General features: G+C 34.7%; 23 protein-coding genes. 7 read left to right on the top strand and 16 right to left on the bottom strand.

Annotation, left to right across the window (positions count from 1 at the left end):
• Positions 1-171: 171 nt before the first annotated feature.
• Both E0W69_RS12380 and E0W69_RS12375 read right to left on the bottom strand, forming a co-directional pair.
• Positions 172-1,311, bottom strand: a complete 1,140-nt coding sequence (locus E0W69_RS12380; protein ID WP_131330371.1) for a retropepsin-like aspartic protease — start codon at positions 1,309-1,311, stop codon at positions 172-174.
• Positions 1,312-1,347: 36 nt separating this feature from the next.
• Positions 1,348-1,800 carry an SRPBCC domain-containing protein gene (locus E0W69_RS12375; RefSeq protein ID WP_225321246.1) on the bottom strand — a complete coding sequence of 151 codons (453 nt, stop codon included), beginning with the start codon at positions 1,798-1,800 and terminating at the stop codon, positions 1,348-1,350.
• Between the two features lie 187 nt (positions 1,801-1,987).
• Here E0W69_RS12375 and E0W69_RS12370 point away from each other — a divergent pair, with 187 nt between their 5' ends.
• Both E0W69_RS12370 and E0W69_RS12365 read left to right on the top strand, forming a co-directional pair.
• Entirely contained in the window at positions 1,988-2,266 is a 279-nt protein-coding gene (locus E0W69_RS12370) for a GNAT family N-acetyltransferase (protein ID WP_131330370.1), read from the top strand.
• A 76-nt stretch (positions 2,267-2,342) separates the two neighbouring features.
• Positions 2,343-2,624, top strand: a complete 282-nt coding sequence (locus E0W69_RS12365; protein ID WP_131330369.1) for a GNAT family N-acetyltransferase — start codon at positions 2,343-2,345, stop codon at positions 2,622-2,624.
• A gap of 27 nt (positions 2,625-2,651) precedes the next feature.
• Here E0W69_RS12365 and E0W69_RS12360 read toward each other — a convergent pair whose 3' ends face one another.
• Positions 2,652-4,097, bottom strand: a complete 1,446-nt coding sequence (locus E0W69_RS12360; RefSeq protein ID WP_131330368.1) for an NAD-dependent succinate-semialdehyde dehydrogenase — start codon at positions 4,095-4,097, stop codon at positions 2,652-2,654.
• 119 nt (positions 4,098-4,216) lie between these two features.
• On the opposite strand from E0W69_RS12360, the gene E0W69_RS12355 reads away from it, so the two are divergent.
• Genes E0W69_RS12355 through E0W69_RS12345 form a run of 3 tightly spaced genes read left to right on the top strand, consistent with a single transcriptional unit; the run spans position 4,217 to position 5,493 of the window.
• On the top strand, positions 4,217-4,426 hold the full coding sequence (locus E0W69_RS12355; protein ID WP_191967833.1) for an AtpZ/AtpI family protein: 210 nt from the start codon (positions 4,217-4,219) through the stop codon (positions 4,424-4,426).
• Positions 4,427-4,460: 34 nt separating this feature from the next.
• On the top strand, positions 4,461-4,889 hold the full coding sequence (locus tag E0W69_RS12350; RefSeq protein ID WP_131330366.1) for a hypothetical protein: 429 nt from the start codon (positions 4,461-4,463) through the stop codon (positions 4,887-4,889).
• Positions 4,861-5,493 carry a SprT-like domain-containing protein gene (locus E0W69_RS12345; protein ID WP_131330365.1) on the top strand — a complete coding sequence of 211 codons (633 nt, stop codon included), beginning with the start codon at positions 4,861-4,863 and terminating at the stop codon, positions 5,491-5,493. Before E0W69_RS12350 ends, E0W69_RS12345 begins: the two co-directional genes overlap by 29 nt.
• A gap of 30 nt (positions 5,494-5,523) precedes the next feature.
• Here E0W69_RS12345 and E0W69_RS12340 read toward each other — a convergent pair whose 3' ends face one another.
• From E0W69_RS12340 to E0W69_RS12285, 12 genes are all read right to left on the bottom strand, one after another.
• A complete protein-coding gene (locus E0W69_RS12340; protein ID WP_131330364.1) occupies positions 5,524-5,964 on the bottom strand; it encodes a VOC family protein in 441 nt (146 codons plus the stop codon).
• A gap of 73 nt (positions 5,965-6,037) precedes the next feature.
• Positions 6,038-6,301 carry an acyl-CoA-binding protein gene (locus tag E0W69_RS12335; RefSeq protein WP_131330363.1) on the bottom strand — a complete coding sequence of 88 codons (264 nt, stop codon included), beginning with the start codon at positions 6,299-6,301 and terminating at the stop codon, positions 6,038-6,040.
• A 6-nt stretch (positions 6,302-6,307) separates the two neighbouring features.
• Positions 6,308-6,748, bottom strand: coding sequence for a DUF2147 domain-containing protein (locus E0W69_RS12330; protein ID WP_131330362.1), 441 nt, complete (start codon positions 6,746-6,748; stop codon positions 6,308-6,310).
• 17 nt (positions 6,749-6,765) lie between these two features.
• Complete coding sequence (locus tag E0W69_RS12325; protein WP_131330361.1) at positions 6,766-8,274, bottom strand: SGNH/GDSL hydrolase family protein; 1,509 nt, start codon at positions 8,272-8,274, stop codon at positions 6,766-6,768.
• A gap of 20 nt (positions 8,275-8,294) precedes the next feature.
• Positions 8,295-9,512, bottom strand: a complete 1,218-nt coding sequence (locus E0W69_RS12320) for an OmpP1/FadL family transporter (RefSeq protein WP_131330360.1) — start codon at positions 9,510-9,512, stop codon at positions 8,295-8,297.
• Positions 9,513-9,608: 96 nt separating this feature from the next.
• On the bottom strand, positions 9,609-10,052 hold the full coding sequence (locus tag E0W69_RS12315) for an acyl-CoA thioesterase (protein WP_131330359.1): 444 nt from the start codon (positions 10,050-10,052) through the stop codon (positions 9,609-9,611).
• Between the two features lie 19 nt (positions 10,053-10,071).
• A complete protein-coding gene (locus tag E0W69_RS12310) occupies positions 10,072-11,874 on the bottom strand; it encodes an AMP-dependent synthetase/ligase (RefSeq protein ID WP_131330358.1) in 1,803 nt (600 codons plus the stop codon).
• A 120-nt stretch (positions 11,875-11,994) separates the two neighbouring features.
• Positions 11,995-12,975 carry an electron transfer flavoprotein subunit alpha/FixB family protein gene (locus E0W69_RS12305; protein WP_131330357.1) on the bottom strand — a complete coding sequence of 327 codons (981 nt, stop codon included), beginning with the start codon at positions 12,973-12,975 and terminating at the stop codon, positions 11,995-11,997.
• 17 nt (positions 12,976-12,992) lie between these two features.
• Positions 12,993-13,736, bottom strand: a complete 744-nt coding sequence (locus tag E0W69_RS12300) for an electron transfer flavoprotein subunit beta/FixA family protein (RefSeq protein ID WP_131330356.1) — start codon at positions 13,734-13,736, stop codon at positions 12,993-12,995.
• A gap of 111 nt (positions 13,737-13,847) precedes the next feature.
• Complete coding sequence (locus E0W69_RS12295; protein ID WP_131330355.1) at positions 13,848-15,638, bottom strand: acyl-CoA dehydrogenase family protein; 1,791 nt, start codon at positions 15,636-15,638, stop codon at positions 13,848-13,850.
• 30 nt (positions 15,639-15,668) lie between these two features.
• Complete coding sequence (locus E0W69_RS12290; protein ID WP_131330354.1) at positions 15,669-16,847, bottom strand: acetyl-CoA C-acyltransferase; 1,179 nt, start codon at positions 16,845-16,847, stop codon at positions 15,669-15,671.
• Between the two features lie 15 nt (positions 16,848-16,862).
• Positions 16,863-19,268: a 3-hydroxyacyl-CoA dehydrogenase/enoyl-CoA hydratase family protein gene (locus tag E0W69_RS12285; RefSeq protein ID WP_131330353.1), complete on the bottom strand. Its 2,406-nt coding sequence runs from the start codon at positions 19,266-19,268 to the stop codon at positions 16,863-16,865.
• A gap of 176 nt (positions 19,269-19,444) precedes the next feature.
• Between E0W69_RS12285 and E0W69_RS12280 the strand changes: the two genes are divergently transcribed.
• Positions 19,445-20,038, top strand: coding sequence for a Crp/Fnr family transcriptional regulator (locus tag E0W69_RS12280; RefSeq protein WP_131330352.1), 594 nt, complete (start codon positions 19,445-19,447; stop codon positions 20,036-20,038).
• A 10-nt stretch (positions 20,039-20,048) separates the two neighbouring features.
• Here E0W69_RS12280 and aroE read toward each other — a convergent pair whose 3' ends face one another.
• On the bottom strand, positions 20,049-20,921 hold the full coding sequence (gene aroE, locus E0W69_RS12275; protein WP_131330351.1) for a shikimate dehydrogenase: 873 nt from the start codon (positions 20,919-20,921) through the stop codon (positions 20,049-20,051).
• A gap of 85 nt (positions 20,922-21,006) precedes the next feature.
• Here aroE and E0W69_RS12270 point away from each other — a divergent pair, with 85 nt between their 5' ends.
• The gene (locus E0W69_RS12270) at positions 21,007-21,873 is read left to right on the top strand and encodes a helix-turn-helix domain-containing protein (RefSeq protein ID WP_131330350.1); all 867 of its coding nucleotides are present in this window, start codon (positions 21,007-21,009) and stop codon (positions 21,871-21,873) included.
• The last annotated feature ends 4 nt before the right edge of the window (positions 21,874-21,877 follow it).

Raw genomic sequence — 21,877 nt, 5'->3', positions numbered from 1 at the left:
AAGTTCATTTTTCAACAATAAGTTATGTATTTAACTGATTAAATACAATCAGCCATCTCTTTCAATGCTACTAAGTAATACAATTGTCCATCTTAAACGATCGAATTTGGAACGTACCATCTTAGTATAAATATCTATCAATTTTGGAATATAAAATTGATAGATATTTATTTATAGCATAATTTCGGATTCTATTCCATCTCGCAATATGAATAATGTATTTTTTTTATTATCCAATAAACTATCGTTTAATTCAAAATTGCAAACATCAACTATCTTTTTTTCATTAACACCAATTACTTCATCTCCTATATGTAATTTGTTATTGTTGTTGGTAATTTCGGCTATATAAATTCGTCCTTTGTTATTTATCGAATAATTGAAACCGAATTTTCTAATAAGTGAGTTATTTAAAATAGGCATATTTCCCAACTTTTTAAGGTAAATTTTTTTTGATTTCCAATCAATTATAGTTTCAAAATTTTTGATAAACCCATAACCTAAATTATTTATTTCTTTAGATGAAAATATTATATTTTGATTTGAAAATGCATTTTTTGATAGATTAAAGTCAATTTTTTCTACAAAATAGTTATCGTTGTCTTGTACAGTACTTTTTATCGTGTAGAATGGACTGCCATGAGACAAAATGTAGTTAGACGCTAATATATCATTTTTAAACCTTGAGAATCCGATTCCTATATAATTTGCACCTCCTGTATCAAAGGTTAATAACGTTTGCTTTTTAAAAATTGTAAAAAGTACCATTGGTGTATAATAGGATTTAGGCATTTTGAAGTCAACTACAATACTTTTAGAATCCACTATATTTTCTAATTTTACTTCTTTTGGATTCATTAGTTTTACTTCTTTTTTCTCTGGATTTAAACTTACAATATAGTTGTGCAAGATATCGCAACCAATAATTCCATCAATTTTTAGGCATCTCATATATATAGGGAAAAATGTAGTTAAATCGAATTCTTGGATATCCAAATTATTTAAACGCAATGTTCCTAATTGAAAATCTTTTACCTTTTTGCGATATACTGTAAATTTATTACCAACAGCGTCAAGTTGTACGCTTGAATCTATAGGTGTATTCTCAATTACGCCCTTGTTAATAACTGTAAACGGGCTACCTGTATCCAATATAAAATTTAATAATTTCCCATTTACATTTACAGAAACCACAGGTGTGCCAGTTGTTGAACCGATAGTGAAGTTAAGTATTGTGCTTTGGGCTGTTACAGAACTACACAAGATAAAAAGTACGATAATGCAATAAAAAGATCTACTTAATTTTGTCATTTATAAAATTTTATGAGATTAGATGAATTTATACATTTAATGTAGAAACTTATCTCCGATGAGGTGTAGATTTATACCATATTCGAGAAACGCTTTTAATCCGTCTAATACGGTGGTGAATCCACCTGTAGAATCTTTAATTTTTTCTACTAATTCTGCGCCATTTTCAGTAAATCCATAGTGATTTATAGTAACGTAGGTCGCGTCATCGCTTATTTTTTTGAAGAGAAAGTCCACTTTGGTAGCTGGCTTGCGCCAATCAATAGAAATTTTTTCGTTAAAGATAAGTTCTGTGACCAAAACAGGTGTGGCAACTTGATAAATTTCCCATATCCACTCCACTTCTTTGTGCAAATATATTTTGCCACTAGAGTGTGTAAACCAAAAATTGGTTGTAATTTCTGGATCGATAAATGCATTGAATACAAGATCCACGGGTTTTCTAATCAACATTTGGGCTTCGACGAAAGTTCCTTTTTCTAATAACATAATAATTTTTTTAATTAATTAGTATAAATCAAAATATTTCAATTTTTTCAGGTTTATCTTTGGATAGGCTTGCAGATGAAATAGGGCGATTTGCTAAAATCATTACATAAATTTAATATCAAATACAAAATATTTGGTATAATGTTGGAAGCAAATTGCTAAAAGCTATTTCATTAAATGAAATTTTATGGATAATAAAAAGATCATAAATAATACCAATTTGATGCGATTTGAAATAGAATCGGACAATTTATTGGCACATTTAGATTATCGAAAAGAGGGTGAATCGTTGGCATTTATGCACACTTACGTACCTATGCAATGGAGAGGAAAAGGCGTTGCAGCAGAATTAACAAAAGAAGCATTTGAATTTGCAAAATCAGAAAGTAAAAAAGTGAAAATTTATTGCTCTTATGTTGCATCATATGTTGCTGCTCATCCAGAATATCAAGGGTTTGTCGTCTAATACTATATCTAAGTTATAGTCGGATGGTCACCTATGAATACAAACATCAAACTATAACCAAATATCTAGGATTGCCATGGAAATCGTACAAATTGATAACAAATCAAAAGGCTTTTTTAAAGCGATTGAAAATCAAAAACAAGCAGGTTCGCTTATTTACAGTAAGCCAAATGATCATTTGATCGTTATTGAACACACAGAAGTAAAGGAAGGTTTTCAAGGTCGAGGAGTCGGTTTAAAATTGGTATTAGAGGCTGTCGATTTTGCTAGAGCAAAACATTTGAAAATTTTACCAGAATGTCCGTATGCTAAAAGTGTATTTGAAAAGCGCGATGATTTACAAGATGTATTAGCGTAAAAAAAATGGGAGCTAGGCTCCCATTTTTTATTGCACTCCACCGACGCAGATATATTTTAACTCGGTATAATCTTCAATCCCATATTTGGAACCTTCTCGTCCAGTTCCGGAATATTTAACTCCGCCAAATGGGACGACTTCGGATGAAATAAGACCTTCATTAACGCCGACGATACCATATTCTAAGGCTTCGGATACTTTAATAATGCGATTAATATCTTTACTATAAAAATAAGAAGCTAATCCGAAAATAGTATTATTGGCCATGTCAATCGCCTCTTGATCTGTTGAAAATTTGAATATAGGTGCGATGGGGCCGAATATTTCTTCTTGTGCAAAGTTCATATCCTCCGTTGCGTCTGCGATGACCGTTGGTTCAAAAAATAATCCTTTGCGGATTTTACCACCGGTTTTTATTTTTCCACCTTTTGAAACGGCGTCTTTTACAAAAAATTGGGCTTTTTCAATTGCTTTTTGATTGATGACAGGACCGATTTGTGTATTTTTTGCAAAACCATCACCGATAACTAAATCTTTTACGGCAGAAGTGAATTTTTTTACAAATGTTTCGTAAATATTTTCATGTACTAAAATGCGATTCACACAGACGCAAGTCTGTCCAGAAAATCTAAATTTCCCTGCAATCGTTCCTTTTATTGCAGCGTCGATATCTGCATCTTCGAATATGATCATGGGGGCATTTCCGCCTAATTCCAAACTCAATTTTTTCAAAGTTTGTGCACTCTGTGCACTCAATATTTGCCCTACACGTGTAGAACCTGTGAAGGAAATTTTGGCAACTTTATCACTTTCGCATAAAGCTAATCCCATTTTCGATGCATCCAAACCAACAACTGTATTAATTACGCCATTAGGAAATCCTGCATCATGTGCCAATTTGTTAATTGCTAAGGCCGTCAATGGCGTTAATTCGCTAGGTCGAACGACCACAGAGCAACCTGCAGCAAGCGCTGGCGCAATTTTTCGAGTAATCATTGCCAATGGAAAATTCCATGGTGTAATTGCTCCAACGACGCCGATAGGTTGGCGAATGACCGCTATTCTTTTATCTGCACTAAAGCCTGGAATGATGTCTCCATACATGCGCTTTGCTTCTTCGGCAAACCATTGTATAAATGCTGCACCATAATTTATTTCACCCAAACTTTCTTGATAAGGTTTGCCAGACTCTAGCGTCATAATCGTTGCGATGGCTTCTTTATTTGCATGAATAAGATCAAACCATTTTAGTAAAATTGTTGAGCGATCTTTCGCAGCAAGCGCTTTCCACTTGGGCATACTTAGATAGGCTGCATCAATCGCTTTTTTAATAGATTTTTCGCTATTATCATAAACGGAGATGATTTTTTTATCCGTAGAGGGATTGACTACATCAAAATTTTTATCTGATTCTTTAGTCCATTTTCCATTGATAAAAGATTGGCGAAAAAGTAAATGCTTATACGGCTTCATATTTTCAAAAATTTCATATTGAAGGTAAAAAACATTCTAGTAAATTACTTGTAATTAAGACAAGTTGGATGCAATAACTCTCAGAAAATGAGTAATTTTAACGCCAAATTTTAATTCGCTTGGAAAAAAAGAATAATCAAAATCTTATTCAGAAATATTTAGGACTCGCTGCTCAATTTATCGCGGCAATTTTGATTGGTGTATTTTTAGGGAAGTTTTTAGATAAGAAGTTTAGTTCGGGTAAATATTTATTTACGTGGATATTGCCAATGCTCTTTATTTTTGCAATTCTGTTTTCGGTCGTAAGAGACGTTTTTAAAGATAAATAATCGGATAGAGTTTCCGTAAATTTTAAGATTTTAAATGAAAAGAAGTAAATTCAAATTAGATAGAAATTATTTGTACTTGTTGTTATTTTTTGTGCTGTCGAGTACAATCTGTTTAGGATTTAAGATGAAAGAATATGATGCAAGAGTCAATTTTGATGTGATTGAAGCTGGCAATGTATTGATATTTATATTATCGATGATTAGCTGTCGTATGCATCTTAAAGCCGCCAATTCCAAAGATGCGAATGCATTTGTAAGAAGTATTCAAGGCTCTATGTTATTGAAATTGTTTATTTTAGGTGCTGCTGCATTTATATATGTGTATGTCGCTGGGACGCAAAGAAATGCACCTGCTATATTTATTTGCATGGGCTTGTATGTCATTTATTCGATTATAGAAGTGAGAGGTGCCTATGTGCTGATAGGGAAGAAGAATGAAGAAAAAAATAGAACATCCGCTTAGTGCATTAGCACAATTTTTACCGGAAGGTAGTTTTGAAACGGTTATTGATTATCTGAATAAATTTAAGGTAGTATTGACCGTGACCAATGAAAGAAAGACGATTTTAGGAGATTATCGCAATGCATTAAGGGATAAAAATCATCGCATCAGTGTCAATGGTAATTTGAATAAATATTCTTTTCTAATTACACTTTTGCATGAGTTAGCGCATTTGCTGACATTTGAACAATATGGGAATAAGGTTTTCCCTCATGGAAATGAGTGGAAAGCCAATTATTCTGGGATTTTAGTAGAATTTGTTCAGCTGAATATTTTTCCAAAAGATATTCTTATTCAATTACGAAAATCAATTCAAAGTCCATCAGCAAGCTGTGGTGGAGAGGTCGATTTGATGCGTGTTTTGCGTAATTATGATGTACAAAAAGAAGGCTTTGTTTTAGTAGAAAATATTCCACAAGGTCAATTATTTGCAGATAATAAAGGACGTATTTTCCGAAAAGGAGATCAGGTGCGCAAAAGATTTAGATGTTTAGAAATTGCAACAGGATTAGTGTATTTATTTCATCCCGTGTATGAAGTGAGATTGATTCAGCCAAATGATTGATAAAAAGGACGTTGTTAAACGTCCTTTTTATTATTTCTGATAGTCAAAGTTGACCATCCAACCGATTCCAAATTGATCTATAAGCGCGCCAAAATAGGCTCCCCAAAATGTATCTGCAATCGGCATCGTAACCATGCCTCCTTCGGACAATTGAGTGAATAACTTATCCGCCTCTTCTTTGGATGAGGCATCAATGGAAATGGAAATATTGTTGCCTGGATTGTATTGATAATCACCACAGAATCCATCAATAACATCACTACCAAAAAGCTGATTGCCATCATTGATAGACATGGAAACGTGCATGATTTTTTCCGCTATTTCTGGGGCCATTGGCGGCATATCTTCGGATGGCGGCATATCTTTAAACCTACCGATAAATGTGAATTCTTTTTCAAATGCGGCTTTATAAAAATTAAAAGCTTCTTCACAATTTCCTTTAAAATTGAGATAGACGTTGATCTTTGCCATGGTTAAAAATTTTAGAATGGAAAATTAAGCTAAAAAAGAAAGCGCAAATATTAAATTTGCGCTTTCTGTAAAATTATAAAGTTTCTTTTAAATGCTTGACTAAGGCAATATAGTCGTCAGCTGCTTGCTCGGAGGAGGTACCTTTCATTTGCAACCAAGCTTGATGTTTTGCTTTGGCTACAAAATCAAACATATTATATTCTCCTTTTTCGGGAGCATCACCCTCTTTTGCCTGTTTGTACAGACTATACAACTTTAATAAAGTTTCGTTGTCTGGTTTACTAGGAAGCGTTTTGCTTTCTTCCGCTGCTTTTTCTAATAATGCGATATCTGCCATAATAATTTATTTAGTAGTTCTGGTCCACACTGTAGTGCGACCTATTAACGAAACGCCGATATAACCTCTGATAGACAAAGTATTAGCATCTTTTGGTGTGATTTTACAAGCATAAGTTTTACCACTTTGAGGATCATAAATAGTTCCGCCAGTATAAATATCACCATCCTTAGTAAAACCTTTCAATAGTAACAATCCAATTAGTGGTTTAGAACGTAAAGATTCATCTTTATTTTTTTTGTCTAATTTAGGTTTACCATTTTCCAATGGTTCTTTAATCCAAACTAATTTTCCATAGTATTTTCCATCTTTTGCTTCATAAATTTCTACTTTACCTTCTTTGGAATCATTGAACCAATCTCCTGTAATACCCGTCTCTTGGGCAAACAAACTAGAAAAACTCAAAGTGATAATTAATACTAATAGTACTTTTTTCAAATGTTTCATAAATAATTATTTAAATATTAAGGGAATTTAACTCCGATATAGTTAGACGCATCTATTTCTTTTATAGTCGAACCATAAGTTCCGTTGATCGCATCGATGAACTGATTAGCAAGCATCGCATTACCCAAAGGTGTAAGGTGAATTCCATCTAAAGAAAATGCCCCACCAGTTACAAATGTAGCAGTGATATCACGTCCATTATAGTGTATGCCCGTTTCTTTAACTTTAGCTAAAAAAGCATTTACGTCAACGAATGCTAGACTTTTGCTTTCCGCAACGGCTTTTAACTTGGCATTAAATGCTGTCGTTGCCGTTTTAATCGCCGCAGCTTCTGCTTGAGTCAATACATACTGACTAGCCATAGGGTAGGATATCCCATTTTTATTAATAGATGTTGATGGTGCAGTTGCGATAGTAGCACCTATTGCTGATTTAGAGGATAATAAAATATAATCATTCGCAGTCGCTTGTCTTGCTTGACCATAAATTTGTCCAAATACGGTAGCTGTTAAAGCTCCCAAACTTGGCGTTAATGCCGCAGTTAATTGTAAGGATAAATTTGGTAGTGTTGAATCTTTTATAAGCAATGGATTAGACGCTGATGCAGATAATAAATTTATTCGATCTCCTGCGCCAAATGCAGTCAAAGCTTGTTTTAATGGACCATATAATCCTGCATTTAATGCTGTTATTGTAGCAGAACCTGCTGCGGTATCTTTATTTCCTAATACGGCTGATGTTAATGGATTATATGGTACTGTTGTGAAAAATGGAATGGTTGTAATGTCTGGAATGTTAGCAATAACTCCTTTCGCTCCATTTGCTGTCATCGTATTGACTATAGCGTCGATACTTGCATCAAATCCAATACCTGCAGCACCAGCGATTGGAGTGATAGCGTCAGAAGCTCCTCCAGTTAGTGCATATGCTAGTACATCATTACTTCCAATAAACATACTAAAAAAAGTGGGAGCCTGTGAAGCGGCATCTGATAATATGGATGCAGTAGTGGGCGCAGTCGTCATTCTATAGAAATATGGATTATAATTCCCAGCTCCCAATAATGGATTACCATAACCAGGATAAACTGTTGTAGTTGCTTTAGCTCCGGGAACGCCCATATTATTAAATGGTCCACTTGCCGCAACACTCGTTCTCCAAATACTTGAATCTCCACTTGCAGCAGCAGGAATTGGAGAAAGTTCTCCATCTACAATACCCAAAATTAATTTTGCATTTCCAGTGCTACCGATACCTACTGAGTTTTGTGGAACTAATGGTTGCGTAAATGTGCCACCTCCAATTTCCATAAATTGTTTAGCTAAAAGATTGGGATAAGATACGATCTGTCCATCGTAATACAATGCGGCATCTGCAAAACCAGATGTGATAGAGTTACCGATGGCTACATATTTAGATACATCTATATCGCCTTTAGTGGCTGCCGGAACATCCGTTTTAGGAGTACAACTCGATAAATACAATATGGAGGACGCTAGCGCTATATTTATATATTTGTTTTTCATTCTTAATAAATTTAATAGGATTATAATTGGTAAGTAAAGCCTACACTTGGGATAAATAAATTAAATTTATAGTCTCCATTAATATGTGACAATCTATTCTCACCTGATCTCTTTATATGCTCGTATAAGAATGATGCATCAAGAACAAATTTATTAGAAGTTCTAAAACTCAAACCAACAGAAGGTATAACTCTGTTTGCATCTGGTACATCTGGGTTTACTAAATCATTTGGAATGGGTGATTTATTATAAGATATACCCGCACGAACTTGCCACTGGTCATCAACTGTATATTGCGCACCTAATCTATAAGAGTATCCTCTTTTGTACAGTCTTACAAGTTTAGTATCTGTAAGATTCGCTGTTTGTTCTGTGTAATGAATTGTAATTGTATCATACGGTTTCCAATTAGACGTCATAAAGTCTGCAGCGAACATCCATTTGTTGTTGGGCGTATACTTTACACCGAATGTCCAGTTGTTTGGCAGTGGTAATCTTGCTGTAATTTTTTGATCTGGAAATTGTGATGCCAAAGAAGCTGGCACATCAAAGTCTGCCTTACCATTATTCGCTTTCATTTTTAATGCAGAACGATAAGTAGCTCCGATGGAGAATTTTTCGGAAAATTTATAGTATGCACCAATGTTGTAACCATAACTATTTGCTTTAGTACTGATATTACCAGTAGCAAAACTTCCATCAGATTCATTAATCGGTAGGTCTTTATCCAATGTGATATGACCATAACCATAAACAAAACCAGCACCAATACCAAAATGATCTGTTACTTTAAAACTTACGGTAGGTTGAAATGCTACAGATATTAAAGATATTTTAGTTATTTCATAGTGTCCTGTAAAATTATCATTCCATTTCATAGTACTCCCAAATGGCGTATAAATGGATAGACCATAGCGAATCCTACCAGCAGGATTTCCTAACAATATATTGGCATTGAATGGTGTAACGAATGGGTTGCTAGCCTTAGTCTCGTTACCAGAGGCTTTATCTGTGAATGTTCCGTAGGAGGCAACGCCACTTACACCAGCAGCAATTGAATTTTGTTCTAGAAATGCAGAACTTCCTGGATTATAGTACAAACTAGTGGCATTAAGTGTGCCTGCTGCACCGACTCCACCCATCCCAGATTGTTTAACACTCTGTAGATTAAGTTGATATCCTTGGGCAAAAATGGCCATCGGTACAAATGATACTAGGCTTAATATCAGTTTTTTCATATGGGAAAATTTAATTAAAACACAAAATGGTAATTATTAATTGGCAATCAAAAAGTTTTATTTAAGGCATCTATAGTATTTTAAAAGGTTTTAAATTTAATATTGAATATCCTCATAGTGAAATGAAGATGATTTAGGAAATTTTTCAAAGGCAATATTTATTTCTTCTGGTAATTTTCCAAGTTTGCGTTTATCTAAATCTAACCAAGCTCCATCCACTCTAATTTCTGAAGATAGTATATTTTCTGCATTAAATATAGAACAAAGTATAGAGTATTTTGAATGATCTTTTTTGGATTTGGTTAACTCTACGCTAACTTTAATTGTCTCATTTATCCTTATTTCTTTCAAGTAAATTATTTCTTCTCGAAAAAGAATTGGACCCAATTTATTTTCAAATAATTGTCGTGATACGCCAAGTTTTTCTAAAACATTTACTCTTGCTTGTGCAGCAAAATCTGCGTAGGCAGAATGTCTCAAATGTCCATTGGCATCAATCATTGACCATAAAACTTGTCCTTCGTAAAAAATATTTTTCATTAGAAAAGCTTTAATGTTATTATACTAGAATCTTCTCTTCATAGAATTTGGCAATTAAATCCGCGTATTTTTTTGTAATAACTTTGCGTTTCATTTTTACGCTAGGAGTTAAGTCTCCAGATTCCACCGTCCATTCGTCCGCAATCAAAGTAAATTTTTTAATTTGTTCTACATGATTGAAACTAGGATTGTATTTGTCAATAATTGCTTGATATTGTTCAATTACTTGTGGCAATTTTATTAAATCTTGATTGTTGTTAAATGGTATATTATGTTTTGATGCCCATTCTTTTAATGATGGAAAATTAGGAACTATCAATGCAGAAACAAATTTTTGACTATCTCCAACCAACATAATCTGTTCGATTAGAAAGTTTTCCTTTAATTTATTTTCAATGGGTTGTGGTGCGACATACTTACCCCCAGAAGTTTTTAAAAATTCCTTTTTACGATCTGTGATTTTTAAGAAACCATTTTCCATTTCTCCAATATCACCTGTGTGAAACCAACCATCCGCAAGTGCTTCTTCCGTTTCATTTGGTCTTTTGTAGTATCCTTTCATAACATTATCACCCTTACAAAGAATTTCTCCATCTTCTAGAAATTTAACTTGAACTCCTTTCAAAATTCTTCCAACGGTACCTAATTTACGATCTTCATTCTCGTAACGATTTACAGCTATTACTGGTGAAGTTTCTGTAAGTCCATATCCTTCAAGAATAACAATTTTCGCGGCGCCAAAAATTTTAATAAGCCTTTGTTGGCACGCAGCACCACCGACAACTATAGCTTGTACATTCCCACCAAGTGCGGCACGCCATTTACTATAGATCAATTTGTCAGCGATAAATAGTTTTAATTTATATAAAAAAGGATTATTTCCTGAAATGTCATATTGATTAGCCAATTTAATCGACCAGAAAAAAAGATTTTTTTTCCAACCTGTTAGTTCTTGGCCTTTTTGTAAAATCTTTTCATATACTTTTTCTAGTAGGCGAGGAACCGTTACAAAAACATAAGGTTTAACTTCCTGTAAATTTTGTGCGACTTTTTCAATATTCTCTGCGAATGATACTGAAAATTCATTATACAAATAAACATACATCAGCATTTTTTCCAAAATATGGTTCAATGGTAAAAAACTTAATGATTTGTTTTGTTTGAGGTGAAATTTTGAAAAAACTTCTTGGGATGCCATAATTACATTACTCAAAATATTTTTATGTGTGAGCATCACCCCCTTAGGCATACCTGTCGTCCCAGAGGTATATATGATCGTCGCAATATCATCTTCCCCAATTTCTTTTGCATTTTGGGATACTTTACTTTCAACTTCTGGTGTAAATGGATGAACTATATTTTCCCAATTATTTTCTGGAGTTGGGTCATCAAAAACATACACTCGTTTTAGTGTAGGTATCTCCGGTTTTAAACTTTCGAGCAGGTTATATAATTCCATATTACCCACGAAGCAAATTTTTATTTCTGTTTCATTAAAAATATGAATGATTTCGCTAGCACTTATATTTGGATAAAGTGGTACTAATAATGCACCTGTTAATTGGGCTGCAAAATCAACAACCAACCAATTAGGGCGGGAAAAGCAAATTAAACCGATTTTGGATTTTTCTTCTGCCGTTGATCCTTGATTATACTTTTCGCTGATAAAATAAGAGGCTAAGCCGAATGCAAGATCTCTTGTTTTTGTTGGAGTATAGTAGGTCCATTCTCCATTTTTTTTGTAGCAAAGGAGTTTTTCAGGAAGTTTTTCAATGTTTCCAGGCATTAATACATCAAAAAGTCTAGTGGCGTTAGAGATCATCTTACATCGTTTTTAGTTCTTTTGTAAGAACATATGGCAAATATTACTTCTTTGGAAATAGTATATCTGCGAAATACAGATATACTATATGTTTTTTAATTAATTATCTAGTAAGAAAAATTAATTAGCTTTTATCTTCTTAATCGCTTCTGTTAATTTAGGAACTACTGAGAATGCATCACCGACGATTCCATAATCGGCATTTTTGAAAAAAGGTGCTTCTGGATCATTATTTATTACAACAATAGTTTTGCTACCATTGACACCAGCAAGATGTTGGATCGCACCAGAAATACCAATAGCAATATACAAATTAGGTCGAATAGCCAAACCCGTTTGTCCGACATGTTCATGGTGTGGACGCCAATCAGCATCTGCTACTGGGCGAGAACAGGCAGTTGCAGCACCTAATGCGTGGGCAAGATCTTCCACAATTCCCCAGTTTTCAGGACCTTTCAATCCACGACCCCCACTAACAACTAATTCTGCATCTGGAAGTGGTACACCACCGTGAGCGACGTCATCGTTCACCTTGAAGTTTTTCAATTGGACTCCATCTTTCAAATCTGTAGATGGTGCAAATGCAACAACCTCCGCGGATTTGGGATTACTAGCAATCTCAATTGAATTTGGCATTACCGAAATAATTTTGAAAGCACTTTCAATTGAATAGATAGCAGAAGCTTTCCCTGAGAAAACATTTTTTCTGACTTCTAATTTGTTCCCTTCAACTTTTGGTAATTCTGTTGCGCCTGCAACCAAACCAGCTTTAAGGTTAGATGCTACATAAGGAGCAACGGATTGACCTGAACCATCGAATGAGAAAATTATAACATTTACATTTTCTTCTTTAGCTGCGGCAATAACTCCTTTTGCTAATGATTTTATATTGATTGTCGTAATGGCACTATCAGAAATGTTCAATACTTTCTCAGCTCCAACATTACTAATTTCTTTAATCGTTTCTTCACTAGCATTAAAAGCTATAGCAGTAACGGATGTATTCAAAAGCTGTGCTACTTGACTTGCATAACTTACAGATTCAATAGCTGCTTTTTTAATTTTATCTTTAATTGGTTCTATATATACTAATACACTCATCGGACTATATTTAATAATTAAAATGCACGAACTTTTGTATGTAAAATGTCTACAAGTTGATCGATATTATCTTCTGGAATAATTAGACAAGAAGTACGCCCAGGCGTGGCTTGATAGGATTTAATTGTAGTTAATTTAGTATCTGGACCAACGGCATTTATGACTTGTAGAGGTTTGGTTCTAGCCGCCATAATACCACGCATGTTGGCAATTCTTTGTTCGGCCATGCCTTTTGCACATGAAACAACTAATGGTAACTTAGCTTCTAATTCGCTTACTCCACCATCGGCATCTTGTTCTAATGTTGCAGCATCTCCGTTAATTTCTAATTTAGTTGCTAATGGTACGAAATCCCATTCCAAATCACCTGCAATCAACCCTCCAATAGCAGCGCTATTATAACTGATAGACTCTTTTCCTAAAAGGATTAAATCATAGCCATTATTTTTTGCATAGTCTGCTATTTGGGCAGCTACAAAACTGCTATCACCTTCACCTTCTACACGTACTGCATCGTCTGCACCGATAGCTAAACCTTTTCTAATCGTAGCGTCGTTTGCTGCCGGTCCTATATGAATCAAGGTAACTTTTTCTGCTTTTCCCGTTTCTTTCAACTCTAAAGCTCTTACGAGCGCATACCACTCATCATAGGGATTGATGATAAAAGAAACCCCTGCTGTATTTAACGTTGTATCGTTGTCTGTAAAACTAATTTTTGCTGTAGTATCTGGTACTTGACTTATTGGTACTAAAATTTTCATATGTCATTCTTAGATTAAAACTATAATTTGAACGGTGTACACTAGGATGATTTTTACTATTTAAATATAGGGAAAATAAACATATCCTAGTGTATTTTTTGTATAAAAAAATTATAAAGTATAACTACCGTCTGCGATCAATTTTTGAGCGATTTTTTGACGAGCTTCTTTTACGTTGAATGGTTCTTGTTTTGTATAACGTTTTAGTCCCATTAACATCATTCTTAGTTCGTCTCCGTCAGCGAAACTATTCAATGCATCTTTGCCAGCTTTCCAGATTTTGTCAGTTGCATCATTCAAATAGGTTTTTGCAATATCGATCTTGATACCCGCAGCTTCTTCGCCATATGCATCAATTACTTTTTCTACGCGCAATAATCCAGATTCTGCAGCATAGATCTCAATTGCCATATCTGCGATATTCATTAATACCTCTTCCTCTTTCGCTAAATTTTGCATTAGTTTTTGAACGGCTCCACCTGCAACCAACATCAAAGCTTTTTTCAATTTTTTCAATTGTTCTTTTTCTTTTGCAAATGTGGAAGTATCTTCCAAAGAATCAAAACTAGGAATAGATGTCAACTCTTGTGCTACCGCTTGTGCTGGCCCCATCAAGTCCAATTCGCCCTTCATTGCTCTTTTTAAAATCATATCGACAATAAGGATGCGATTGATTTCATTTGTTCCTTCGAATATTCTATTGATACGGGCATCTCTATAAGCTCTGTCCATAGGAGCTTCTGCACTAAATCCCATACCACCATAAATCTGAACACCTTCATCTGCAACATAGTCCAATGTTTCAGAACCATGTACTTTCAAAATCGCACATTCTACTGCAAATTGTTCAATCCCTTTCAATTTCGCTTGTGCAAAATCCAAACCTTCTTCATGTAATGCAGCAATGGCATCATCAATATTTTGAGAAGCGCGATACAATGCGGCTTCGCTCACATAGGTCTTGATGGCTTGTTCTGCTAATTTGAAACGAATTGCACCATATTTGGAAATAGGGCGACCAAATTGTTCGCGTTCATTCGCATATTTGATGGAGTTTGCAATAATGGATTTTGAGGCACCGATTGCACCGCCACCCAATTTAATACGACCAATATTCAAAATATTTACTGCGATTTTGAAACCATTTTCTCTAGTGGATAAAAGATTTTCAACAGGAACTTTACAGTCATTGAAAAATACTTGCCTAGTGGAAGAACCTTTGATACCCATTTTCTTTTCTTCTGCATTCAAAGAAATACCTGGATAAGTTTTTTCAACTATAAATGCGCTCAATTTTTTGTCGTCGTCAATTTTTGCAAATACTGTGAATACATCCGCAAAACCTGCATTGGTAATCCACATTTTTTGACCATTCAAAATATAGTGTTTACCGTCTTCAGATAAAGTAGCTTTTGTTTTACCACTATTCGCATCTGAACCTGCGCTAGGCTCTGTTAAAGCATAACTTGCTTTCCACTCTCCAGATGCCAATTTTGGTACATATTTTTGTTTTTGTTCTTCATTTCCATAGTATAAAATCGGAAGCGTACCAATACCCGTATGTGCCATGATCGCAACCGCTGCAGAATATCCCATACCAATTACTTCGCTAGTCAGCATACCCGTTACAAAGTCAAAACCTAGACCACCGTATTCTTCAGGTACGTTCGCTCCTAAAATTCCTAATTCACCCGCTTTTTCAACTATAGAAGGCATCAATCCTTCTTCTAGTTTATCGATTCTTTCCAAATTAGGATATACTTCTTGTGCAAGAAAATCTTCACAAGTTTTTTTCATCATTAATTGTTCTTCATTCCATTGTTCTGGAATAAATATATCTGATGCGGCAGTTTCTTTAATTATGAATTCGCCACCTTTTATTGCTTTTGTTTTCGTAGACATATCGTTAATATTTATAGTTTAAAGAAATAATTAATTTAAGAGTTCAAATACACCTGCAGCTCCTTGACCAGTACCGACACACATCGTAACTACACCATATTTTTTATTTTGACGACGCAATTCGTTAATCAATTGTACCGATAATTTAGCACCAGTACAACCCAATGGATGCCCCAAAGCAATTGCGCCACCATTTACATTGATAATATCTGGATTCAAGTCTAATTGTCTGATGACCGCTAAGGATTGTGATGCAAATGCTTCATTCAATTCAAATAGATCGATATCATTTTTAGTTAATCCTGCTTTTTTCAATGCTTTCGGTACGGCTTCCACAGGGCCAATTCCCATAATTCTTGGTGGAACGCCGGCAACTGCATGTGAAACTAAACGTGCAATTGGTTTTAAATTATGATCTTTTAAGAACTGTTCGCTAACAATCATCACAAATGCAGCACCATCACTTGTTTGTGATGAATTTCCTGCGGTGATAGAACCACCTGCTGCAAATACGGGTTTCAATTTAGCCAAAGCTTCTACTGAAGTATCTGCTCTTGGACCTTCATCTTTTTCAACTGTATACGTTTTTGCTTCGCGTTTTTGTTTAGCATTCAAAAAGATTTCTTCAATAGTTACTGGAACGATTTCTTCTTTGAATTTATCTTCCGCTAAAGCTTTGATAGCTTTTTGATGTGAATGATAACTGAACAAATCTTGATCTTCTCTAGAAACATTGAATTCTTTTGCAACTGCTTCCGCAGTCAATCCCATATTCCAATAGTAATCAGGTGTGTTTTTAGCTACTTTAGGATTTGGTATCACTTTCCAGCCTCCAAATGGCATTAAACTCATCGTTTCTACGCCTCCAGCAATAATGCAATCGGCCATGCCGGATGCTATTTTTGCAGAAGCAATTGCTATCGTTTCCAATCCAGATGCACAATATCTGTTGACCGTCATACCTGCAACTTTATCTGTATCCAATGCCATTAATGAAATCAAACGTGCTACATTCAAACCTTGTTCTGCTTCTGGCATAGCATTACCAACGATCACATCATCAATTAACGTTTGTTCAACTTCAGGAACGGAGGCGACCAAATGTTTGATTACATCTGCCGCCAAATCGTCAGGTCTGTAAAATCTAAATAATCCTCTCGGAGCTTTTCCTACTGCTGATCTGAAACCAGCAACTATATATGCGTTCATTATTATAATAATTTATTAGTTTCTCAATATTTTACCTCCATTCAAAATACTTTGAATTCTTTCTAAAGATTTCTTTTCCGCTGTAAGTTCCAAGAATGCTTTTCTTTCCAAATCCAAAAGATATTGTTCTGATACTAAGGTTGGTTGAGAAATATCACCACCTGCCATAGCGAAACCAAGTTTTTCAGAAATTTTTTGATCATGTTCGCTGATATAGTTGCCAGATTTCATAGAATTAGCACCGATATAAACTACGCCTAAAGCTTGATTTCCCAATACTCTAATATCCGTTCTTGGTGTTGGTTTTACATATCCTTCGTCTGCTAAGCGCAAACAAGCGGCTTTTGCTTCTGTTAATAACCTTTCTCTAGAAACAACAACTTCATCAATGCCTGGTCTTAAATATCCCAATTCAAATGCTTCGTATGCTGATGTAGAAACTTTTGCTTGTCCTATAGTTAAGAATCGATCTCTAAATATATTCAAATCAATGTCGCCATCTTTGTGGTGATCGCCAGCACGCAATGCAAATTCTTTAGTGCCTCCGCCGCCTGGAATCAAGCCCACGCCAAACTCAACAAGTCCGATATATGCCTCAGCATGAGCAACCACTTTATCTGCATGCAAACAAATTTCGCATCCACCACCTAAAGTAAGATTATGCGGAGCAACTACCACCGGAATAGATGAATATCTAATTCTCATAGTTGTTTGTTGGAATAAATTAATGGTCATATCTAACTCGTCATAGTCTTGCTCAATTGCCATCATAAAGATCATCGCAACATTTGCACCTGCTGAGAAATTTGCTCCGTTATTACTAATCACAACACCGCGATAGCTCTTTTCAGCAATGTCAATTGCTTTTTGAATTCCCATTAAGATGTCGCCACCTATAGTATTCATTTTACTATGGAATTCTACATTCAAAATGCCATCACCTATATCAATAATAGATAGACCAGGATTGCTGTAAATGGTATTTGTTGCACGAAGGTTATCTAAAGAGATTAAATCTTCTGTTCCCGGAATTACTTTGTAGCTTTTTGTAGGAATGTCATAGTATTGACTTTTGCCATCTTCAGATTTATAAAAAGTTGTATTTCCTGCGGCTAACATTTCTTCTACCCAAGGAGCGGCAGTTTTTCCTTCTTTTTGCAATATTTCAAGACCTTCCTTTACGCCAATTGCATCCCATGTTTTAAATGGTCCTAATTCCCAACCAAAACCAGTTTCAATGGCGTCGTCGATTTTGTATAGTTCGTCTGCTATTTCAGGTATTCTATTAGAAACATAGGCAAATAAACCCGCAAATGACAATCTGTAGAAATCCGCCGCTTTATCTTTTCCTGCAACTAGAACCTTAAATCTTGGTTTAAGATCTGAAATCGTTTTAGTTGCTTCTAAAGTGGCAAATTTTACTTTTTGAGAAGGTTGATATTCAAATGTATTTAAGTCCAATGCAAGGATTTGTGTTTTGCCATTGGCATCTTTTGTTTTTTTGTAGAAACCTTGACCAGTCTTGTCGCCAAGCCATTTGTTTTCATACATTTTTGCAACATAGTCTGGTAATTTGAATAAATCTCTTACTTCATCATTTGGACAATTGTCATATACGCCATTGGCAACATGTACCATTGTGTCCAGACCCACAACATCACTCGTTCTAAAAGTTGCAGATTTCGCATGACCAATTACCGGCCCTGTTAATTTATCTACTTCTTCCACTGTTAAGTCTAATTTCTTAACGATGTGTGCTATATCCATTATCCCAAATACACCCACTCTGTTGGCAATAAATGCAGGCGTATCTTTACATATTACAGTTGTTTTCCCTAAGAATTTTTGACCAAATTCTGTTAAGTATTCAACGATAGAAGGGTCTGTAGCAGGAGCAGGAATAATCTCCAATAATCTCAAATATCTTGGAGGATTAAAGAAGTGTGTACCACAGAAATTCTTCTTAAAGTCTTCACTTCGTCCTTCTTCTAATAAATGAATCGGAATGCCAGAAGTATTAGACGTAATTAAAGTTCCTGCTTTTCTATATTGTTCTACTTTTTCGTAGACGGACTTTTTGATATTTAGGTTTTCAACAACCACTTCAATTACCCAATCGCATTCTGCGATTTTTTTCATATCGTCATCAAAATTTCCAGTAGCAATTCTATTGGCAAATTCCTTTTTGTAAATAGGAGATGGGTTAGACTTCAATGCGGTCTGCAATGCATCATTGACAATTCTGTTTCGGACAACCTTGGATTCCAATGTTAAGCCCTTCGCTGCTTCTTTTTCATTTGGCTCTTTAGGTACAATATCTAGCAATAATACTTGTATGCCGATATTGGCAAAGTGACAAGCAATACGGCTTCCCATAATCCCGGAGCCTAACACAGCTACTTTTTTGATAATTCGTTTCATTGACAAACTTGTTTTATCTTTTCGTTACATTATTTTTTTGTGTCTTGTAAAACCTTGTGCAATTACATGAATTAAAAACTATTTATCTTTGATTTATATCAAATAACCAAACGAGTGTTAGCTTTTTGATTTTGATTTAATGATTTATTAACAAGCACCTAAAAGAAAAATTAAAAATGAGTATCATTGAATATATCAATACCATTGTAAAATTGCCAGAAGAAATACAAGAAGAAGTCGCCGCTAGCTTCAAATTGGAAAAATACTCCAAACGTGTAGTGCTTGAGCATGCGGGTGTTATTTGTAATAAATTATACTATATCGAAAAAGGATTGGCACGGTTGTTTTATGAAAAAGATGGAAAAGAGATTACAGGTTGGTTTGCGTCTGAAAAGCATTTTATCTCTTGTAATGATAGTTTTTTTCAAAGAGTACCTTCTCATCTCAATTTAGAATTATTGGAAGATTCGGTATTATATTCTATTGATTTTGATGGGTTAAATAGACTATTTGACAAGTTTAAAGAAATGGAAAGATTTGGTAGATTGTTGACGTATAATTTGTTGAGTGAACTATCTGAAAGAATTTATTCAACTTTATTCCAGGCAGCGGAGAAAAGATATCAGTTGTTGGTTGTGCGTTATCCTGAAGTAGCATTAAGAGCTCCTTTGGGTGATATAGCTTCTTATTTGGGTATCTCTCAAGAAACCTTGAGTAGAATACGTTCTCAACAAACTACAAAATCCAAAGGAACTAGTGTCTATAAATAATGGTTAGTGGTTATTGTATTTTGAATATTTTTTTCAATTCATGATGCATAACTGTTGGGTCAACATCTACGCCAGTCCAATATTTTATACCAATAACACCTTGATTAACAAGCATCTGAAGACCATTTACGGTTTTGCAACCTTTGTCGATAGCCGTTTGTATCAAGTGTGTTTTGGGTGGATTGTGTATCCCATCAGCGACAACCATAGAAGATTGGATAGAGTCAAAATTGATATTTAATTTTTGATCAGTTTTGGGAAATAATCCAATAGATGTGGCATTAATTACAATTTCCGTATCTGCAGGAATCGAATAATTATCCTCCCAAGATTGAAATGTTGCATCTGCAGGCGTTTTTTCATTCACTAATTTTGTAAGTGTTTCACCACGTTCTACATTTCTGTTTACAATGGTAATATGTTTTGCTCCAGCAAGCGCCATTTCCACGCTTACTGCACGAGCCGCACCACCTGCGCCAAATAAAACGACTTTTTTACCTTTTGGATCAACAACTTCTTTCATGGCTTGTACGAATCCTTTACCATCCGTATTTTCACCAATCCATTTGTCGCCACGTTTTACAATAGTATTCACGGCTCCGATGATTTCGGCAGATTCACCCAATCCATCCAAATGTTGAATGATGGCGACTTTGTGTGGAATAGAGCAATTAAATCCTGACCAGCCAAGAGCTTTAACACCTTCAACTGCTTTGCCCAAATTTTCGGGAGAAACTTCACAATTGATATATCTCCAATGTAAATTATGGTGTTTGAATGCCGCTTCTACCATTGCGACAGTTGGATTTTCTGCTGCTGGTTGCGCAAATGAACCTACTAACTGAGGTAGAAAATCTGGATATTCTTCTGTTTCTTTTGACATGTTTGTTTATTTATTGGTGGCAAATTTCACTTCATTTTATACTTTAAAATAGAATAAATAAAGCATATAATTGTAAATTTGGAGTATGAAAAAGTTGAAACAATTTGAATCATTGGTCATTCATAATTACGAAGAATCGGTATTTCATTTGCCGGATCATTCGCATACCTATTATGAGATGGTTTATATTGTTAAAGGAGATGGTGAATATTTTATCAATCAAAACAAAGTAAATTATGCGTCTGGCGATTTCTTTATTGTGGCGCCAGGAGATTCGCATTATTTCGACATAAAAGCATCAACACATTTCGTGTTTATTAAGTTCACAGATAGTTATTTTAGTTCCAATATGCATTTGACTCCCGATGATTTTGCGATCAACAAACCAGAAGATATTATGCAATATAAAGGGTTGAGAGAGGAAAAAATACAATTAGATCCCGCTTCGCAAAAAATTTTGGGATACATTATTGATAGTATTTGCGTTTATGATGAATATAAAGCAGCAAGTTTGTCACCGACTGTTTTTCATTTAATCTTGGGTATTTTTGGCCTATTGAAAGAATATATTTCCAAAAATATCCCAAGCGACAATAATTTGCCTACTGATAGTGAGAGTATTATCACTTATATTCATCAAAATATCTATTATCCTAAAGCGTTAAGAATTACGCAGATTTCCAAAGAATTCAATATTGCACCCACGTATTTTGGGGGGTTTTTCAAACGAAATTTTAATATTTCCTATCGCGATTATGTCAACAATCTGAAAATTACATTGCTACGCAAAAGAATTGTTTCAAGCAAACAATCCCTCAAACAATTGGCTTCCGAATTTGGATTCGCAGATGAAAGCCATTTGGCTAATTTCTTCAAGAAAAGAATGAATATTTACCCCAAAGAATTAAAGAAGAATAATAAGAAAAATCTATTGCATTTTCCAGAAGATTGATGTG

Origin of the sequence: Rhizosphaericola mali, from assembly GCF_004337365.2 — a bacterium.
GTDB classification, from domain to species: domain Bacteria; phylum Bacteroidota; class Bacteroidia; order Chitinophagales; family Chitinophagaceae; genus Rhizosphaericola; species Rhizosphaericola mali.
This window is presented reverse-complemented; position numbering and strand designations above follow the sequence as displayed.

What these genes read in the sequence shown, in the direction of transcription:
- E0W69_RS12380 (WP_131330371.1), bottom strand. Translation starts at nt 1,311, where the DNA reads ATGACAAAATTAAGTAGATCTTTTTATTGCATTATCGTACTTTTTATC.
- E0W69_RS12375 (WP_225321246.1), bottom strand. Translation starts at nt 1,800, where the DNA reads ATGTTATTAGAAAAAGGAACTTTCGTCGAAGCCCAAATGTTGATTAGA.
- E0W69_RS12370 (WP_131330370.1), top strand. Translation starts at nt 1,988, where the DNA reads ATGGATAATAAAAAGATCATAAATAATACCAATTTGATGCGATTTGAA.
- E0W69_RS12365 (WP_131330369.1), top strand. Translation starts at nt 2,343, where the DNA reads ATGGAAATCGTACAAATTGATAACAAATCAAAAGGCTTTTTTAAAGCG.
- E0W69_RS12360 (WP_131330368.1), bottom strand. Translation starts at nt 4,097, where the DNA reads ATGAAGCCGTATAAGCATTTACTTTTTCGCCAATCTTTTATCAATGGA.
- E0W69_RS12350 (WP_131330366.1), top strand. Translation starts at nt 4,461, where the DNA reads ATGAAAAGAAGTAAATTCAAATTAGATAGAAATTATTTGTACTTGTTG.
- E0W69_RS12345 (WP_131330365.1), top strand. Translation starts at nt 4,861, where the DNA reads ATGAAGAAAAAAATAGAACATCCGCTTAGTGCATTAGCACAATTTTTA.
- E0W69_RS12340 (WP_131330364.1), bottom strand. Translation starts at nt 5,964, where the DNA reads ATGGCAAAGATCAACGTCTATCTCAATTTTAAAGGAAATTGTGAAGAA.
- E0W69_RS12335 (WP_131330363.1), bottom strand. Translation starts at nt 6,301, where the DNA reads ATGGCAGATATCGCATTATTAGAAAAAGCAGCGGAAGAAAGCAAAACG.
- E0W69_RS12330 (WP_131330362.1), bottom strand. Translation starts at nt 6,748, where the DNA reads ATGAAACATTTGAAAAAAGTACTATTAGTATTAATTATCACTTTGAGT.
- E0W69_RS12325 (WP_131330361.1), bottom strand. Translation starts at nt 8,274, where the DNA reads ATGAAAAACAAATATATAAATATAGCGCTAGCGTCCTCCATATTGTAT.
- E0W69_RS12320 (WP_131330360.1), bottom strand. Translation starts at nt 9,512, where the DNA reads ATGAAAAAACTGATATTAAGCCTAGTATCATTTGTACCGATGGCCATT.
- E0W69_RS12315 (WP_131330359.1), bottom strand. Translation starts at nt 10,052, where the DNA reads ATGAAAAATATTTTTTACGAAGGACAAGTTTTATGGTCAATGATTGAT.
- E0W69_RS12310 (WP_131330358.1), bottom strand. Translation starts at nt 11,874, where the DNA reads ATGATCTCTAACGCCACTAGACTTTTTGATGTATTAATGCCTGGAAAC.
- E0W69_RS12305 (WP_131330357.1), bottom strand. Translation starts at nt 12,975, where the DNA reads ATGAGTGTATTAGTATATATAGAACCAATTAAAGATAAAATTAAAAAA.
- E0W69_RS12300 (WP_131330356.1), bottom strand. Translation starts at nt 13,736, where the DNA reads ATGAAAATTTTAGTACCAATAAGTCAAGTACCAGATACTACAGCAAAA.
- E0W69_RS12295 (WP_131330355.1), bottom strand. Translation starts at nt 15,638, where the DNA reads ATGTCTACGAAAACAAAAGCAATAAAAGGTGGCGAATTCATAATTAAA.
- E0W69_RS12290 (WP_131330354.1), bottom strand. Translation starts at nt 16,847, where the DNA reads ATGAACGCATATATAGTTGCTGGTTTCAGATCAGCAGTAGGAAAAGCT.
- E0W69_RS12285 (WP_131330353.1), bottom strand. Translation starts at nt 19,268, where the DNA reads ATGAAACGAATTATCAAAAAAGTAGCTGTGTTAGGCTCCGGGATTATG.
- E0W69_RS12280 (WP_131330352.1), top strand. Translation starts at nt 19,445, where the DNA reads ATGAGTATCATTGAATATATCAATACCATTGTAAAATTGCCAGAAGAA.
- aroE (WP_131330351.1), bottom strand. Translation starts at nt 20,921, where the DNA reads ATGTCAAAAGAAACAGAAGAATATCCAGATTTTCTACCTCAGTTAGTA.
- E0W69_RS12270 (WP_131330350.1), top strand. Translation starts at nt 21,007, where the DNA reads ATGAAAAAGTTGAAACAATTTGAATCATTGGTCATTCATAATTACGAA.